This window comes from Pseudomonas sp. NFACC37-1, assembly GCF_900101575.1.
Taxonomy (GTDB): Bacteria; Pseudomonadota; Gammaproteobacteria; order Pseudomonadales; family Pseudomonadaceae; genus Aquipseudomonas; species Aquipseudomonas fluorescens_AA.
Window position 1 is genome coordinate 35,876 of sequence record NZ_FMUZ01000028.1, and the last position, 15,616, is coordinate 51,491.

The following is a 15,616-nucleotide window of genomic DNA, read 5'->3' on the forward strand; positions in this document are numbered from 1 at the left end:
GATAATGACCTGTTTTGGTGCGCGCAAAACCATCTGCACATTAACTGGTTAAACCTTGAGCAATTTCCGCTATAATCCGCGCCCCCCTTTTTCGGCTGGCCGTTCGCGCGCTGTTTTCATGAAACTAATCGTAAAAGTCTTCCCCGAGATCACCATCAAGAGCCGCCCGGTACGGATGCGTTTCATCCGCCAGTTGGCCAAGAACATCCGTGCCGTGCTCCGAGACCTGGATCCGGCCGTGGTGGTGAATGGCGTGTGGGACAACCTCGAACTGGAAACCCGTGTCAGCGAACCCAAGCTGCTGAAGGAAATGACCGAGCGCCTGAGCTGCATGCCGGGCATCGCGCATTTTTTGCAAGTCGATGAATACCCGCTGGGGGATTTCGACGACATCCTCGCCAAGTGCATGCTTCATTATGGTGATGCACTGGCCGGCAAGATCTTTTCGGTGCGTTGCAAGCGCGCCGGCAAGCACCCGTTCAGTTCGATGGATGTGGAGAAGTTCGTCGGCAGCCAGTTGCGCCGGCAATGTGGCGCGGCCGGTATTTCGTTGAAAGACCCGGAAATCGAAGTGCGCATCGAAATTCGCGACCAGCGGCTGTTCGTGATCCACAGCCAGCACAACAGCATCGGCGGTTATCCGCTGGGTTCGCTGGAGCAGACCCTGGTGCTGATGTCCGGTGGCTTCGACTCCACGGTGGCCGCCTACCAGATCATGCGTCGCGGGTTGATGAGCCATTTCTGCTTCTTCAACCTCGGTGGGCGTGCCCATGAACTGGGCGTGATGGAGGTGGCGCACTTCATCTGGAAGAAGTACGGCAGCTCCCAACGCGTGTTATTTGTGAGTGTGCCGTTCGAGGAAGTCCTGGGCGAGATTCTCGGCAAAGTCGATAACAGTCATATGGGCGTCATTTTGAAGCGTATGATGTTGCGCGCCGCTTCACGAATTGCCGACCGCCTGCAAATCGATGCGCTGGTGACCGGCGAGGCGATCTCCCAGGTGTCGAGCCAGACGTTGCCGAACCTGTCGGTGATCGACTGCGTGACCGAGAAGCTGGTCTTGCGTCCACTGATCGCCAGCCACAAGCAGGACATCATCGACCAGGCCAACGAAATCGGCACCGCCGAGTTTGCCCGGCACATGCCGGAATACTGTGGCGTCATCTCGGTCAATCCGAAGACGGCGGCCAAGCGCGGGCGGGTGGAGCACGAAGAGAAAGAATTCGACATGGCGGTGCTCGAGCGAGCGCTCGAAAACGCCAGGCTGGTGCCGATCGATCGCGTCATCGACGAATTGGGCCAGGACATCAAGATTGAAGAAGTCGGCGAAGCGCTGGCCGGTCAGATCATCATCGACATCCGCCACCCGGATGACGCTGAAGACGACCCGCTGAGTGTCGCCGGCATCGAGGTAAAAACGATGCCGTTCTATGCCGTGAACGCGCGTTTCAAGGAACTGGACCCTACTCGCCAGTACCTGCTGTATTGCGACAAAGGCGTGATGAGTCGCCTGCATGCCCACCATTTGCTCAGTGAGGGGCATGCCAATGTGCGCGTTTATCGACCGAGCTAAGTGCCCGGGGCTGTTTGCCTGTGGCCTGCGTCACCGGCCCCCCGACGCCGCCGACAGGCTGTAACGGCTTTGTCGGACTCAACGTAAATCGCTGCCACGACCTGTCAGCACACCGAATCCTCTGATCGAGATACACAAGTGATCGAAAATCTACGCAACATCGCCATCATTGCTCACGTTGACCATGGTAAGACCACCCTGGTAGACAAACTCTTGCGTCAATCCGGCACCCTGGAGCGCAACGAGCTCAACGACGAGCGCGTGATGGACTCCAACGACCAGGAAAAAGAGCGCGGTATTACCATCCTGGCGAAAAACACCGCCATCAACTGGAACGGCTACCACATCAACATCGTGGACACCCCGGGCCACGCCGACTTCGGTGGTGAAGTAGAGCGCGTGATGTCGATGGTCGACTCCGTGCTGCTGCTGGTTGACGCTCAAGACGGCCCTATGCCGCAAACCCGTTTCGTGACCAAGAAGGCCTTCGAAGCCGGCCTGCGTCCGATCGTGGTCATCAACAAGGTCGACCGTCCAGGCGCGCGTCCGGACTGGGTTCTGGACCAGATCTTCGACCTGTTCGACAACCTGGGTGCCACCGAAGAACAGCTGGACTTCAAAGTCGTCTACGCCTCGGCCCTGAACGGCATTGCCGGTCTGGACCACACCGCCATGGCTGAAGACATGACCCCGCTGTACCAGTCGATCGTCGACGACGTACCGGCGCCGAAAGTCGACCGTGACGGTCCGTTCCAGATGCAGATCTCGGCACTGGACTACAACAGCTTCCTGGGTGTGATCGGCGTTGGTCGTATCGCCCGTGGTCGCATCAAGCCGAACACCCCGGTGGTTGCCATCGACGCCGACGGCAAGAAGCGCAACGGTCGTATCCTCAAGCTGATGGGTCACCACGGCCTGCACCGCATCGACGTTGAAGAAGCAGCGGCCGGCGACATCGTCTGCATCAGCGGCTTCGAGCAACTGTTCATCTCCGACACCCTGTGCGACCCACTGAACGTCGAAGCGATGAAGCCGTTGACCGTCGACGAGCCAACCGTTTCCATGACCTTCCAGGTCAACGACTCGCCATTCTGCGGTAAAGAAGGCAAGTTCGTGACCAGCCGTAACATCAAGGAACGCCTGGACAAAGAGCTGCTCTACAACGTTGCCCTGCGCGTTGAAGAAGGCGACTCGGCCGACAAGTTCAAAGTGTCCGGCCGTGGTGAGCTGCACCTCTCGGTACTGATCGAAACCATGCGTCGCGAAGGCTTCGAAATGGGCGTGGGTCGTCCTGAAGTGATCATCCGCATGGTTGACGGCGTCAAGCACGAACCGTACGAAAACGTGACCATCGACCTGCCGGAAGAATCCCAGGGCGCGATCATGGAGCAAATGGGCCTGCGTAAAGGCGACCTGACCAACATGGTTCCGGATGGCAAGGGCCGTGTGCGCCTTGAGTACAACATCCCGGCCCGTGGCCTGATCGGTTTCCGTAACGAGTTCCTGACCCTGACCTCCGGTGGCGGCATCCTGACCTCGATCTTCGATCGTTACGACGTGATGAAGTCCGGCGACATGTCCGGCCGTCAGAACGGCGTGCTGGTATCGGTTGCGACCGGCAAGGCCCTGACCTACTCGCTGGAAACCCTGCAAGCGCGCGGCAAGCTGTTCGTCGAGCACGGCCAGGATATCTACGAAGGTCAAATCGTCGGTCTGAACAGCCGCGACAACGACCTGGGCGTGAACCCGACCAAAGGCAAGAAGCTCGACAACATGCGTGCTTCGGGCAAGGACGAAACCATCGCCCTGGTTCCGCCGGTCAAGTTCACCCTGGAGCAAGCGCTGGAGTTCGTACAGGAAGACGAACTGTGCGAAGTGACGCCGAAGTCGATTCGCCTGCGTAAGAAAATCCTTGGCGAAAGCGAGCGTACCCGCGCTGCCAAGAAAAGCGGCAACTGAGTTTCGACTTAGTTAGCGGCTGAAAAAAACGCCCCTGATTGTGAGATCAGGGGCGTTTTTTTATGCCTGGGATTTGTGCGGTGCTTGTCAGGGCCCCATCGCGAGCAAGCTCGCTCCACACAGTGGATTTGCAGCGGGTACGGATGTTGTGTCCGACAGGAATCCCCTGTGGGAGCGAGCTTGCTCGCGATGGCGTCGGCTCAGGCACCGCTGAACCCGCAGCCGATCAGAATTTGTCCAGCGTCCGCGGATTGCGCTCGCGCTCCACTTCCTTGGGCTTGTAGGCACAGTACCCCGGCCGTGGCCCAATCCGCGGATGGTTGCGGCAGGTGTCCGGGCGCTTCTCGTAAATGGTGCACAACCGGCTCTTGCGGTCCAGATAAAGGCAATCGTTGTTGCTCATGCGCTGGAGCGTGAAGATTTCCGACTTCTGGTTGTAGCGCTCGACGATCCCTTCCTTTTGCAGGCGCTTGGCAATGTTCTTCGGCGGGTCGCCCAGTTCGAACTCATCGACGATGCCGATGCGGATCAGGTCCTTGATCTTGGCTTCCACTGGCAGTGTGCAGCAGCTCGACACGCAGGAACCGCACATCGGGGCGGAGTACTTGGCCCAGGTATCGAGTCGGTCGATCTCCGCGGCGGCGATCAGGTTGGGCTTCATCATCACGGTTTACCAGCATGCATCAGGGCGCGCGATCATACCGGGACTGGTGAAATTTTGAACGACCATCTGCCGGTTTTTTTTCATTCGGGACAAACCGCTCCCGGACCGGCACGGCCCCTGCATTCATTCGCTTATCCGGCAATTCTCTGACGACGATTCTCCGTCACAGGGAAAAACCACCGAACCAGAGCCTGTGCCGTCTGTCAGACCGACTAGGCTCAGACAATTCCATGCTCGTTCGAGGTCTCATCAATGACTCAAGAACCACTTGTTCGCGAAGCTGAAGTCGCTGCATTTCGCGACGCTGTGTTGACCAAGCTCACTTACGCCGTCGGCAAGGACCCGGATCATGCGTTTGATCACGATTGGTTCGAAGCCATTGCCCTGGCCGCCCGCGACCACATGGTCGAACACTGGATGGACCACACGCGGCAGATCTACCGCAAGGGCCAGAAGCGCGTCTATTACCTCTCCCTGGAATTCCTCATCGGCCGCTTGCTCTACGACAGCCTGAGCAACCTCGGCCTGCTGGACACTGCGCGCGAGGCCCTGACCGAGCTGGGCGTGGACCTGGAGCGCATCCGCCTGCTCGAACCCGATGCGGCGCTGGGCAACGGTGGCCTTGGTCGCTTGGCGGCGTGCTTCATGGAAAGCATGTCCACACTGGGCATCGCCGGCCATGGCTACGGCATTCGTTATGAGCACGGCTTGTTCCGCCAGGCGATCGTCGACGGCTGGCAGCAGGAGCAGACCGAGCATTGGCTGGACTTCGGCAACCCCTGGGAGTTCGAGCGGCCAGAGGTGGTCTACCCGATCGGCTTTGGCGGCAGCGTCGAGACCGTGACCGATGACGCCGGCAAGACCCGACAAGTCTGGTCCCCGGCTGAAACCGTGCGGGCCATCGCCTACGACACGCCGGTGGTGGGTTGGCGCGGTGCCAGCGTCAACACCCTGCGGTTGTGGCGCGCCCGGGCCATGGAAGACCTGCATCTGGAACGCTTCAATGCTGGTGACCACTTGGGCGCGGTGGCGGAAGTGGCCCGGGCCGAAAGTATTTCCCGCGTGCTCTATCCGGCCGACAGCACCGAAGCCGGCCAGGAACTGCGCCTGCGCCAGGAGTATTTCTTTGTCGCCGCTTCGTTGCAGGACTTGCTGCGCCGCCATCGCAACATGCACACCTCGGTGCTGACCCTGGGCGATCACGCTGCGATCCAGCTCAACGACACGCACCCGTCCATCGCCGTGGCCGAGCTGATGCGGCAACTGGTGGATGTCTATGACGTGGCCTGGGATGCGGCCTGGCAGATCACCCAGGACACGCTGTCCTACACCAACCACACACTGCTGCCCGAAGCCCTGGAGACCTGGCCGGTGGGGCTGATGGAGCGCATGTTGCCCCGGCACATGCAGATCATCTACCTGATCAACGCCCAGCACATCGATTCGCTGCGGGCCAAAGGCGTGCACGATTTCGATGTGCTGCGCTCGGTTTCGCTGATCGAAGAGGACAACGGCCGCCGGGTGCGCATGGGTAACCTGGCGTTCCTTGGTTCCCACAGCGTCAACGGCGTATCCGGGTTGCACACCCAACTGATGCGCAGCACGGTGTTCTCCGAGCTGCACAAGCTCTATCCGGATCGGATCAACAACAAGACCAACGGCATCACCTTCCGCCGCTGGTTGTTCCAGGCCAACGCCGAATTGACCTCGATGATGGTCGACGCCCTCGGCCCGAGCGTGCTCGACAACCCCGAGGAGCGCCTGATCGAACTGGAACCGTTTGCCGACAAGCCGGCGTTTCGCAAGCAGTTCGCCGAGCAGCGCCTGCACAGCAAGAAAGCCCTGGCCTACCTGATCCATGAGCGACTGGGCATCGCCGTGAACCCGGCGGCGATGTTCGACGTGCAGGTCAAGCGGATCCACGAATACAAGCGCCAGTTGCTCAACCTGATGCACACCGTGGCGCTGTACCAGGCGATTCGTGCCGAGCCGGAAGTGGATTGGGTGCCGCGGGTGAAGATCTTCGCCGGCAAGGCCGCCGCCAGTTACCACCAGGCCAAGCTGATCATCAAGCTGACCAACGACATCGCCCGAGTGGTGAACAACGACCCGACCGTGCGTGGTTTGCTCAAAGTGGTGTTCCTGCCCAACTACAACGTCAGCCTGGCCGAAAGCATCATCCCGGCGGCGGACCTGTCGGAGCAGATTTCCACGGCCGGCTTCGAGGCGTCGGGCACCAGCAACATGAAGTTCGGCCTCAATGGCGCGCTGACCATCGGTACCATGGACGGCGCCAACGTGGAGATGCATGAGCGCGTCGGTGGCGAGCACATGTTCATTTTCGGCCTGACGGCTGAACAAGTGGAAGCGCGCAAGCAAAACGGTGAGTTCAGCGCTGCGCCGGACATCGCCGCCTCCCATCGCCTGAACGATGTATTGCAGGCGATACGGGGCGGGGTATTCTCGCCGGATGATCCGATGCGCTACGCCGGGCTTGTCGACTCGCTGGTGGACTACGACCGCTTCCTGGTCTGTGCCGACTTCGACTCGTACTGGAACGCCCAGGCCAAGGTCGAAGAGCGTTGGCATGACTCCAAGCAATGGTGGCGTTCGGCGGTGCTCAACACCGCGCGCATGGGCTGGTTCTCTTCGGACCGGACCATCCGTGAATACGCCACCGATATCTGGAAAGCCCTGGAGTAGCATTTGCTGCAAGAAATGTGAGCGAAGCCCAACGGCGGTTGGGCTTCGTCGATATACTAAGCGCCAGTTTCGCCGGGCGGTGTGGCCGGACTCAGCAATTGGCAGCGCCAACATTCCAATGTGGGAGCGAGCTTGCTCGCGATAGCGGTGTATCAGTCAACCTTAAGGTGTCTGTCATGCCGCTATCGCGAGCAAGCCCGCTCCCACAGGGTTTGGGGGGGGGGCACTAGACTGATCCAGGCATCGCATCACCCCGGTCATGCCCGCAACGGGCCGCTTAGGGATATCAACCATGCAATGGATCTTGACGTTGTTGGGCTTGGCACTCGGCTGGGTGGTGGACGAGTCGTTCGCCGATGCGCTGATAGGCGCGTTGGTGGGGCTTGGCATTGCCCAGGCGTTTCGATTGGGGCGCCTGGGTGTCCAGGCGGCCAAGCAACAGATCTTGTTGCAAGAGGCCCAGCAGAGCTTGCTCACGTTGGAGGCCCGCCTGGCGGTACTCGAACGCGGCAAGGTGGCCGAGCCGAGCGATCCGGCCCCCGCGCCCGAGATTGTCGTGCCCCAGGCCGCGAAGCCCGCAACGCGCACCGAACCGGAGCTCGTCTGGGAATTGCCGCCAGACCTCGAACTCGCACCCGCTATGGCCACCCAGGCCAGCCAGCCGTTGCCCGATGACATTTGGAAACCCGCACCAGAGACGTCCAGTCGACGCGCCGAGCGTGATTTTGCCCCTCTGCCCCTGGAACCGGTGATGGCGGAGCCGGCGGCCCCGCGTGGTCCGAATCTGTTCGACCGCGCCATCATCGGCGCGCGCAACTGGCTGTTCGGCGGCAATACGGTGCTACGGGTCGGCGTGGTCTTGTTGTTCCTCGGCCTGGCGTTCCTGCTGCGCTATGCCACCGAAGGCATGGTGGTGCCGATCGAGTTGCGTTACGCCGGCGTCGCGGCCAGTGCGCTGGGCCTGTTGGGCCTGGGCTGGTGGTTGCGCCAGCGCAACAACAGTTATGCGCTGATGCTCCAGGGCACCGGGATCGCCGTGTTGTACCTGACGGTGTTCGCCGCCATGCGCCTGCATCCGTTACTCGATTCCAAGGCGGCCCTGGGCTTGCTGGTGGCGGTGACGGTGTTCTCGGCGATCCTGGCGGTTACCCAGAATGCCCTGGGCCTGGCTGCGGCGGCGGCCCTGGGCGGGTTTGCCGCGCCGATCCTGACCTCCACCGGCAGCGGCAACCACGTCGCGCTGTTCAGCTATTTCATCCTGCTCAATGCCGGCATCCTCGCGATAGCCTGGTTCAAGGCCTGGCGCCTGCTCAACCTGATCGGTTTCGTCGGCACCTTCGGCATCGGTTTTGCCTGGGGCCTGCGTTCCTATACGCCAGAACTGCTCTGGAGCACCGAGCCGTTCCTGATCCTGTTCTTCCTCATCTACCTGGCGATTGGTTTGCTGTTCACCCGCCGCAAGCTGCTGGAAATGAGCGATGCCCCCGAAGACGGCAGCCGCGACGCGTTGTTGCGCTGGTCGGCGCGCAAGGGCGATTACGTGGACGGCAGCATGCTGTTCGCCCCGCCGCTGGTGGGCTTCGGCTTGCAGTTCGCGTTGGTGCAGCACCTGGAGTTTGCCGCCGCCTTCAGCGCCCTGGCCCTGGGCATGATCTACATGGGCCTGGCGCGGCTATTGATGGGCGGCCGCGCCCTGCTGTTGGCGGAAACCTGCCTGGCCCTGGGGGTGATTTTTTCCAGCCTGGCAATCCCGTTGGGGCTCGACGCCCGTTGGAGCGCCGCGGCCTGGGCCGTGGAGGGCGCGGGGATCTTCTGGCTGGGCCTGCGTCAGCAACGACCTTTCGCACGAGCCTTTGCTTTGCTGCTGCAATTGGGTTCGGCGCTGGCCTTCCTCAGCGAATTGCGATCTGGCGAAAGCAGCCTGCTCGACGGCTCACCGTTGGGGGCGCTGATGCTCGGCGGCGCTTTGCTGTTCACGTTCTACCAACTGCGCAAGGCAGCCCCTGAACACACGGCGGCTTGGGAGCGCCAAGGCCTGGCGGTGCTGGCGGTGCTGGGCTTGAGTTTCCTCTATCTGCTGGCACCGTTGTTCTTCTTCACCCACGGCACGGCCATCGCCTGGGCCCTGGCCGGATTGGCGACGCTGTTTGTCGGCCTGCGCCTGCAATCGCGCAGCTTCCTGTTCACCGCGTTCGCGGTGCAATTGCTCGGCGGCGCATTGTTCCTGTTGCGCCTGCAAGGCGCCGAGGGCGATTCGGCGGCGGTGTTCAGCGCGGGCTGGAGCGGTTTGCTCAGTGCTTCTCTGATCGGTCTGGCATTGATCGGCGGCATGTTGCTGGCGGCGCGTGACGAAATGGTGCGCAACGATGTCCGGTTGCTGCGCGGCTTGTCGGTGGTGCTGCTGGCGGGGCTGGTGCTGATCAATCTCGCGGTGCTGTTCGTCCTGCCCTGGCAAACCGCGAGCGGGGTGTGGGCGGCCAGCGGGCTGTTGATCATCTGGCTGAGCCTGTACCTGAAACAGCGCGTGAGCTTTGTCTTCGGTCTGCTGTTGCAACTGCTCGGCGGCGCGTCGTTCCTGATGGCGGGGCCAGCACTGTTGGGGCCGCTCAATGCCGAGGACCTGCGACCCCTGGCCCACAGCGGGTTCTGGACGCCGCTGGTCCTGGGGCTGGCAGCGCTGGTGGGCGCATGGCGCCTGCAACGGGCGCACGCGGCGCAGGAACTGGACGCCTTGAGCTTGCAGCGCCTGTCCGAGCTGTTGCTGATCTGGGGCGCGGGTTGGTGGGCGCTGGCGTGGGTCAGCGAAGTGCTGCGTTTTGCCCCGGCGAACCTGCAAGGCAGCTTGCTGTTGTTGGTCGCGGCCATCAGCGTGGCGGTGTGGAGCCTTTTGTCGCTGCGGTTGAAGTGGCCGGCGCTGGGGCTGCTGTGCACCCTGTTGATCCCGGCGGCGGGCTGCGTATTGGTGGCGACGGGGCACAGCCACTATCACCCGGCCGCGAATTTCGGCTGGCTGGCCTGGTTGGCGGTATTTGCCGTGCATTTCCTCTCGCTCAAGCGCCTGGCGCAGATGCTGCCGGCCCGGGCGCGCAGTACGGCCCACGTACTCGGGTGCTGGTTGCTGATGGCGGTATTGATGCTGGAGTTGCGTTATGGCCTGCTGTTGCTGTCCGAGCAGTACAACGCTTGGCGCTGGCTGGCCTGGGCGATCCTGCCAGGTCTTTATCTGGTGCTGATGGCCACGCCGCGTACCTTGCCATGGCCGGTTTCGGCACAACCACGGGAATATCGTGTCTATGCGGCGGCGCCCATGGCGCTGTTGATGCTCGGTTGGTTCTGGCTGACCAACACCTTCAGTGATGGCAACTCAGAGCCACTGCCTTATGTACCGTTGCTCAACCCCTTGGAGCTGGGCCTGCTGTTCGCCTTGTTCGGTATCTATGTGTGGGCTCGCAACGCCGTGGAGCAATCGACGAACCGTTGGAATCGCATCGGGCACATCGCCCAGTTGATCGCCGGTGTGTCGCTGTTCGCGTTCTTCACCGCCCTGGTGATGCGCACGGCCCACCAGTGGATGGGGGTGCCATACGAGTTGGACGCGCTGCTCGAATCGATGTTCGTGCAGGCCGGGTTGTCCATTGTCTGGACCTTGATCGCCCTGGGCCTGATGATCGGTGGGCATCTGCGTCATCGCCGTGAAGTGTGGCTGATCGGTGCGGCGTTGATCGCCGTGGTCGTGGCCAAGCTGTTCTTTGTCGAATTGAGTAACCGTGGCGGTCTGGCGCGGATCGTGTCGTTCATCGGCGTGGGTGTATTGCTATTGGTGGTGGGCTACTTCGCGCCGCTGCCGCCCAAGCGCCCGGAGACGGTCGCCCAGGATGAGCCGCCTATGCCTGTCAGTGAGGGAGTGTCATCTTGAGTCGCAAGTTGAATCGGATCGGGCTGGGCGTGGTTGGATTGTGGGTGGCGTTGTCAGCTACGGCCCAGGAGCAACCGGCGGATTTCGCCCATCAAGTGCCGTTGGCCCTGAGCGGCGAAGGGCCGTGGTATCGCCTGCCGTTGCCACTGGACGTGCAATTGCAGGCGCGGCAGACCGACCTGAGCGACCTGCGCGTCTTCAACGCCGCCGGCCAGGCCCAGGCCTACGCCTTGGTGCGCGAGTCGGCCCAGAGCCGGGAAAGCCGCACCCTTACCGACGTGAAGTGGTTCCCGCTGTACAACGCCGCTGATGACCACGAGCGCGCGCCCAGCGTACGTGTGCAGTCGAACGCCAATGGCACGCTGGTGGAAGTCCAGCCATCGAGTCGGCTCGAAGCGGGGGAGGAGGAGCTGCGCGGTTGGTTGTTGGATGCCAGCGCGATCAAGGCACCGCTGCAGCAGTTGATCCTCGACTGGACCAGCGAGCGCGACGGCTTCCAGCGGTTCACCATCGAAGCCAGTGACGACTTGCAGCACTGGCAATCCTGGGGTGAAGGCCAGGTGGCGCGCTTGACCTTTGCCGATGAGCGGGTCGAGCAGCATGAAGTGAACCTGCCGGGGCAACCGGCGCGCTATCTGCGGTTGCTGTGGGATTCGCCGTCCTCCGCGCCGGTGCTGACCTCGGCCCAACTGCACAGCGCCAGCCGCGAAAGCCTGCCGTTGCCGCTGGTCTGGTCGCAACCGTTGGCCGGCAGCACGACGAAGGCCGGTGAATACACCTGGCAGTTGCCCATGGGGCTGAACATCGAGCAAGTGCAGGTCGAACTGAGCCAGGCCAACAGCCTGGCGCCGGTGACCCTGGCCGGTCGCCGTGAAAGCAGCCATCCGTGGCAACCACTGGGCAGTGGCTTGCTCTATCGCCTGACCCAGAACGGCCAGGATGTGCTGCAAAACCAATTGCAACTGTCCGGCCAGACCGTGCAGCAGTTGAAACTGACCGTGGACGAACGTGGCGGCGGGCTGGGAACCGAAGCCCCGGCCCTGCGCTTTGCCGTGCGCCCGACCCAGGTGGTGTTCCTGGCGCGGGGCGAAGGGCCTTACCGCCTGGCGCTGGGCAGCGCGACAGTCAAAGCGGCCAACTTGCCATTGAGCACGCTGGTGCCTGATTACAAGCCGTCGCGCCTGGCGACGCTGGGGACGGCGACGGTGAACGGCGCGGCCACGTCGACGCCAACTGCGACCCCTGCAACCGCCACCGCGCCTGCGACGGTCGATACCAACTGGAAGAAAATCGGCTTGTGGGCGGTGTTGCTGCTGAGCGTGCTGTTCCTCGCGGCGATGGCGTTCAGCCTGCTTCGCAAGCCGCCGGTCAAGAGCTGAGGTGTGTTCATCGCGAGCAAGCTCGCTCCCACAATAGACTGCGTTCGTCGAAACAACCCGGTCAACTGTGGGAGCGAGCTTGCTCGCGATGGCGTCCTCTCAATCGACAGAAATATCCAAGCGAGCCGCCACGCCGTGAACTCAATCCTCCATTCCCCGTCTCATAGGAGGAATTAAGTCCCGACTCGCGCTAAACTGCGCTGGTTTTTCCGCCCCCTATTCTTCGGAGCCGTCCATGTCCCGCGTTACCTTGAGTCGCTATTTGATTGAGCAGACCCGTAGCAACAACACCCCTGCCGATCTGCGCTTTCTGATCGAAGTGGTGGCGCGTGCGTGCAAGGAAATCAGCCACGCCGTTTCCAAGGGCGCGTTGGGTGGTGTCCTGGGCAGCATGGGCACCGAAAACGTGCAGGGTGAAGTGCAGAAGAAGCTCGACGTGCTGTCCAACGAAATCCTGCTCGAAGCCAACGAATGGGGCGGTCACCTGGCCGGCATGGCGTCCGAGGAAATGGACAATGCCTACCAGATCCCGGGCAAATACCCCAAGGGTGCCTACCTGCTGGTGTTCGACCCACTGGACGGTTCGTCGAACATCGACATCAACGCGCCGGTGGGCACCATCTTCTCGGTACTGCGCTGCCCGAACGAGTACTTGAGCCAGAATGAAGCCCTGAATGAAAAGGCCTTCCTGCAGCCGGGCACCGAGCAGGTCGCCGCCGGTTATGCCATCTACGGCCCTCAGACCATGCTGGTGCTGACCCTGGGTGACGGCGTCAAGGGCTTCACCCTGGACCGTGAGATGGGCAGTTTCGTACTGACCCACGAAGACATCACCATTCCTGAATCCACCCAGGAATTCGCCATCAACATGTCCAACCAGCGTCACTGGGAAGCCCCGGTGAAACGCTACGTCGAAGAATTGCTGGCAGGCGAAGAAGGCCCGCTGAAGAAGAACTACAACATGCGCTGGGTCGCCGCGATGGTTGCCGACGTGCACCGGATCCTGACCCGTGGCGGCTTGTTCATGTACCCGCGCGACAGCCGCGAGCCGTCCAAGCCGGGCAAGCTGCGCCTGATGTACGAAGCCAACCCGATGTCGTTCCTGGTGGAGCAGGCGGGCGGTGCTTCCACCGACGGTCACCAGCGCATTCTCGATATCAAGCCTGAAGGTCTGCACCAGCGCGTGGCCGTGTTCCTCGGTTCGAAGGAAGAAGTGGCTCGCGCCACGGCTTACCACAAGGAGTAAATCATGGCCGAGCCTTGGCAGCCGTTGCTCGATTGGTGGTTTGGTGCAGCCAAGACACCGGACGAAGTATCGGCTGACAGGGGCAAGCTGTGGTTCGGCAAAGGCCATGATCGCCAGGCGCAAGAGCGCTTCGGCGATCGGGTCGAGCAGGCACTGGCCGGCGGATTGACCGACTGGGCGCAACGCCCGGAAGGTTGGCTGGCCCTGGTGCTGCTGCTCGATCAACTCCCGCGGATGATCTTTCGCGACACCCCCAAGGCTTTTTCCGGCGACCTGCGTGCCCAAGCGTTGGTGGCTCAAGGCCTGGCGGCGGGTTTCGACCGGCAACTCAAACCGATCCAGCGCGTCTTCATCTACCTGGTACTCGAACACTGCGAAAACCTGGCGGTGCAGAACGAAGCCGTGTCGCGGTTTATCGACCTGGTCCGAGAGCAACCGGAGGCGGAACGGGCGGTGTTTGAAGACAACCTGGACTATGCCGAGCGGCACCAGAAGATCATTGCCCGGTTTGGACGGTTCCCCCATCGCAATGCGGTATTGGGGCGCGAGTCCACCGCTGAGGAAATCGAGTTTTTGAACAGGCCTGGGTCGCGATTTTAGCGAAGTTCTAAGAGTCGCTTCGAAGCAAGCGTTTCATTAGCAACGCGGGCAAGCTCTTGCGGCTGTCGGCAATGATGTGGATGTAGACCGTTTGGCCTCGCACTTCATAAATGATCCTATTCATTCCTGAAAGGATCTGTCGATATTGACCGAGATTAAGCCTTTCGATTTCTTCCGGGATCGATCCCGCATAAGGCAGTGTTGCTAGATGGCGGATCGCTGCTTTCAGACTGGCATAGGTGTTTTGCCATGTTTGAGAAGAAAACCGCTCGATTAGATAAACGCGGAGCTCTTTAAGATCTGTTTCGGCCGATTGAAGGATGACAACCTTTAAGCTCATTGAGTGTCAGCCCTGTCCAGCTCAGTGAAGACATCCTCAACATCCCGAAAATTACCTTCTTCAATTTCCCGGTTGCCCATAGCCAACAGCTTCAATAGCGCCATGGTGTCTTCTTGCTCTTCGAAACTTTTTACATCCATGACTACGAGCTTGGCTTCACCGTTTTGGGTGATGATCAAAGGCTCTCTACTCTCAGTGATGGTCTTTACGATTTCAGCGGTGTGGCTTTTCAAATAGCTGATGGGTTTGATTTGGGATGACAGCTTCATGGCGTAAGCCTCGAAAGATTGAATGGACTGAGTTTAGTCTTAATTCAGTCTTGAGTCAGGTAGCGCTGACCAAGTGTCTGTTTTCGTAGGCTGACACACCCCATCGCGAGCTTGCTCGCGATGGGGCCCTTGAAAGCGCTAGATCCGGAAACTACCCACCAACTGCTTCAACCGCGCCGCCTGCTGCTCAAGGTCGGCACAGGCCCGCAAGGTGGCTTGCAGGTTTTCCACGCCTTCCTGATTCAGCGTGTTGATCTCGGTGATGTCGACGTTGATCGACTCCACCACGGCGGTCTGTTCTTCAGTGGCGGTCGCCACGGATTGGTTCATGCCGTCGATTTCACCGATCCGCTGGGTCACGCTGCCCAGTCGCTCGCCGGCCTGGTTGGCGATGCCGACGCTGCTTTCGCTCTGGCGCTGGCTGTCGGTCATGGTCAGCACCGCTTCCTGTGCGCCGACTTGCAGCTCTTCGATCATCTTCTGCACTTGCTGCGCCGAGTCCTGGGTGCGGTGCGCCAGGTTGCGCACTTCATCGGCCACCACCGCGAAGCCGCGCCCGGCTTCACCGGCCCGGGCCGCTTCGATGGCGGCGTTCAGGGCGAGCAGGTTGGTCTGCTGGGAAATGCTGGTGATCACCTCGAGGATCTGGCCAATGTTCACCGTATTACTGTTCAGGGTTTCGATGTTGCCGCACGAATCGCTGATCTTGGCCGACAACTGCTGCATGGCCGCGATGGTTTTATCCACGACTTGCTGGCCGTCTTCGGCCAGGTTGCGGGCCTCGCTGGAATGTTGCGAGGCGAGGGCGGCGTTCTGGGCGATTTCCTGGGCAGCGGCGCCAAGCTGGTTGATGGCAGCGGCCACGCTGCTGGTGCGTGATGCCTGCTGGTCGGAATTGAACATCGACGAGTTGGACGCACTGACCACGCGCAAGGCGACTTCGTTGACCTGGCCGGTGGCCGAGGCC

General features: G+C 61.3%; 11 protein-coding genes. 7 read left to right on the forward strand and 4 right to left on the reverse strand.

Annotation, left to right across the window (positions count from 1 at the left end; all coding sequences use genetic code 11):
• The first annotated feature begins 118 nt into the window (after positions 1-118).
• Together thiI and typA are read left to right on the forward strand one after the other, a co-directional pair.
• Positions 119-1,573, forward strand: a complete 1,455-nt coding sequence (gene thiI / locus BLP82_RS23230; RefSeq protein ID WP_092173398.1) for a tRNA uracil 4-sulfurtransferase ThiI — start codon at positions 119-121, stop codon at positions 1,571-1,573.
• Positions 1,574-1,711: 138 nt separating this feature from the next.
• Positions 1,712-3,532 (forward strand): translational GTPase TypA, encoded by a 1,821-nt coding sequence (typA, locus tag BLP82_RS23235; RefSeq protein ID WP_003186725.1) that lies wholly within the window; start codon positions 1,712-1,714, stop codon positions 3,530-3,532.
• Positions 3,533-3,758: 226 nt separating this feature from the next.
• On the opposite strand, the gene BLP82_RS23240 is transcribed toward typA, so the two are convergent.
• The gene (locus BLP82_RS23240) at positions 3,759-4,196 is read right to left on the reverse strand and encodes a YkgJ family cysteine cluster protein (RefSeq protein ID WP_025211360.1); all 438 of its coding nucleotides are present in this window, start codon (positions 4,194-4,196) and stop codon (positions 3,759-3,761) included.
• A 252-nt stretch (positions 4,197-4,448) separates the two neighbouring features.
• Here BLP82_RS23240 and BLP82_RS23245 point away from each other — a divergent pair, with 252 nt between their 5' ends.
• From BLP82_RS23245 to BLP82_RS23265, 5 genes are all read left to right on the forward strand, one after another.
• Positions 4,449-6,899, forward strand: a complete 2,451-nt coding sequence (locus tag BLP82_RS23245; protein ID WP_092173401.1) for a glycogen/starch/alpha-glucan phosphorylase — start codon at positions 4,449-4,451, stop codon at positions 6,897-6,899.
• 292 nt (positions 6,900-7,191) lie between these two features.
• Entirely contained in the window at positions 7,192-10,815 is a 3,624-nt protein-coding gene (locus tag BLP82_RS23250; protein WP_092173404.1) for a DUF2339 domain-containing protein, read from the forward strand.
• A complete protein-coding gene (locus BLP82_RS23255; protein ID WP_092173407.1) occupies positions 10,812-12,194 on the forward strand; it encodes a DUF3999 domain-containing protein in 1,383 nt (460 codons plus the stop codon). Before BLP82_RS23250 ends, BLP82_RS23255 begins: the two co-directional genes overlap by 4 nt.
• 235 nt (positions 12,195-12,429) lie before the next feature.
• Positions 12,430-13,440: a class 1 fructose-bisphosphatase gene (locus tag BLP82_RS23260; RefSeq protein WP_092173410.1), complete on the forward strand. Its 1,011-nt coding sequence runs from the start codon at positions 12,430-12,432 to the stop codon at positions 13,438-13,440.
• 3 nt (positions 13,441-13,443) lie between these two features.
• Complete coding sequence (locus tag BLP82_RS23265) at positions 13,444-14,040, forward strand: DUF924 family protein (RefSeq protein WP_092173413.1); 597 nt, start codon at positions 13,444-13,446, stop codon at positions 14,038-14,040.
• Between the two features lie 7 nt (positions 14,041-14,047).
• Here BLP82_RS23265 and BLP82_RS23270 read toward each other — a convergent pair whose 3' ends face one another.
• The 3 genes from BLP82_RS23270 to BLP82_RS32145 all read right to left on the reverse strand — a co-directional run bounded on the left by BLP82_RS23270 (position 14,048) and on the right by BLP82_RS32145 (position 15,552).
• Entirely contained in the window at positions 14,048-14,380 is a 333-nt protein-coding gene (locus tag BLP82_RS23270; RefSeq protein ID WP_092173416.1) for a type II toxin-antitoxin system RelE/ParE family toxin, read from the reverse strand.
• A complete protein-coding gene (locus BLP82_RS23275) occupies positions 14,377-14,649 on the reverse strand; it encodes a type II toxin-antitoxin system Phd/YefM family antitoxin (RefSeq protein WP_072459099.1) in 273 nt (90 codons plus the stop codon). Before BLP82_RS23275 ends, BLP82_RS23270 begins: the two co-directional genes overlap by 4 nt.
• Before the next feature lie 138 nt (positions 14,650-14,787).
• Entirely contained in the window at positions 14,788-15,552 is a 765-nt protein-coding gene (locus BLP82_RS32145) for a methyl-accepting chemotaxis protein (protein WP_371914144.1), read from the reverse strand.
• Between the last annotated feature and the right edge of the window lie 64 nt (positions 15,553-15,616).

Excerpts from the sequence above, each read along its gene's own strand:
- BLP82_RS23270 (WP_092173416.1), bottom strand. The coding sequence starts at position 14,380 with ATGAGCTTAAAGGTTGTCATCCTTCAATCGGCCGAAACAGATCTTAAA.
- BLP82_RS23240 (WP_025211360.1), bottom strand. The coding sequence starts at position 4,196 with ATGATGAAGCCCAACCTGATCGCCGCCGCGGAGATCGACCGACTCGAT.
- BLP82_RS32145 (WP_371914144.1), bottom strand. The coding sequence starts at position 15,552 with ATGTTCAATTCCGACCAGCAGGCATCACGCACCAGCAGCGTGGCCGCT.
- thiI (WP_092173398.1), top strand. The coding sequence starts at position 119 with ATGAAACTAATCGTAAAAGTCTTCCCCGAGATCACCATCAAGAGCCGC.
- BLP82_RS23250 (WP_092173404.1), top strand. The coding sequence starts at position 7,192 with ATGCAATGGATCTTGACGTTGTTGGGCTTGGCACTCGGCTGGGTGGTG.
- BLP82_RS23275 (WP_072459099.1), bottom strand. The coding sequence starts at position 14,649 with ATGAAGCTGTCATCCCAAATCAAACCCATCAGCTATTTGAAAAGCCAC.
- BLP82_RS23260 (WP_092173410.1), top strand. The coding sequence starts at position 12,430 with ATGTCCCGCGTTACCTTGAGTCGCTATTTGATTGAGCAGACCCGTAGC.
- BLP82_RS23245 (WP_092173401.1), top strand. The coding sequence starts at position 4,449 with ATGACTCAAGAACCACTTGTTCGCGAAGCTGAAGTCGCTGCATTTCGC.
- BLP82_RS23265 (WP_092173413.1), top strand. The coding sequence starts at position 13,444 with ATGGCCGAGCCTTGGCAGCCGTTGCTCGATTGGTGGTTTGGTGCAGCC.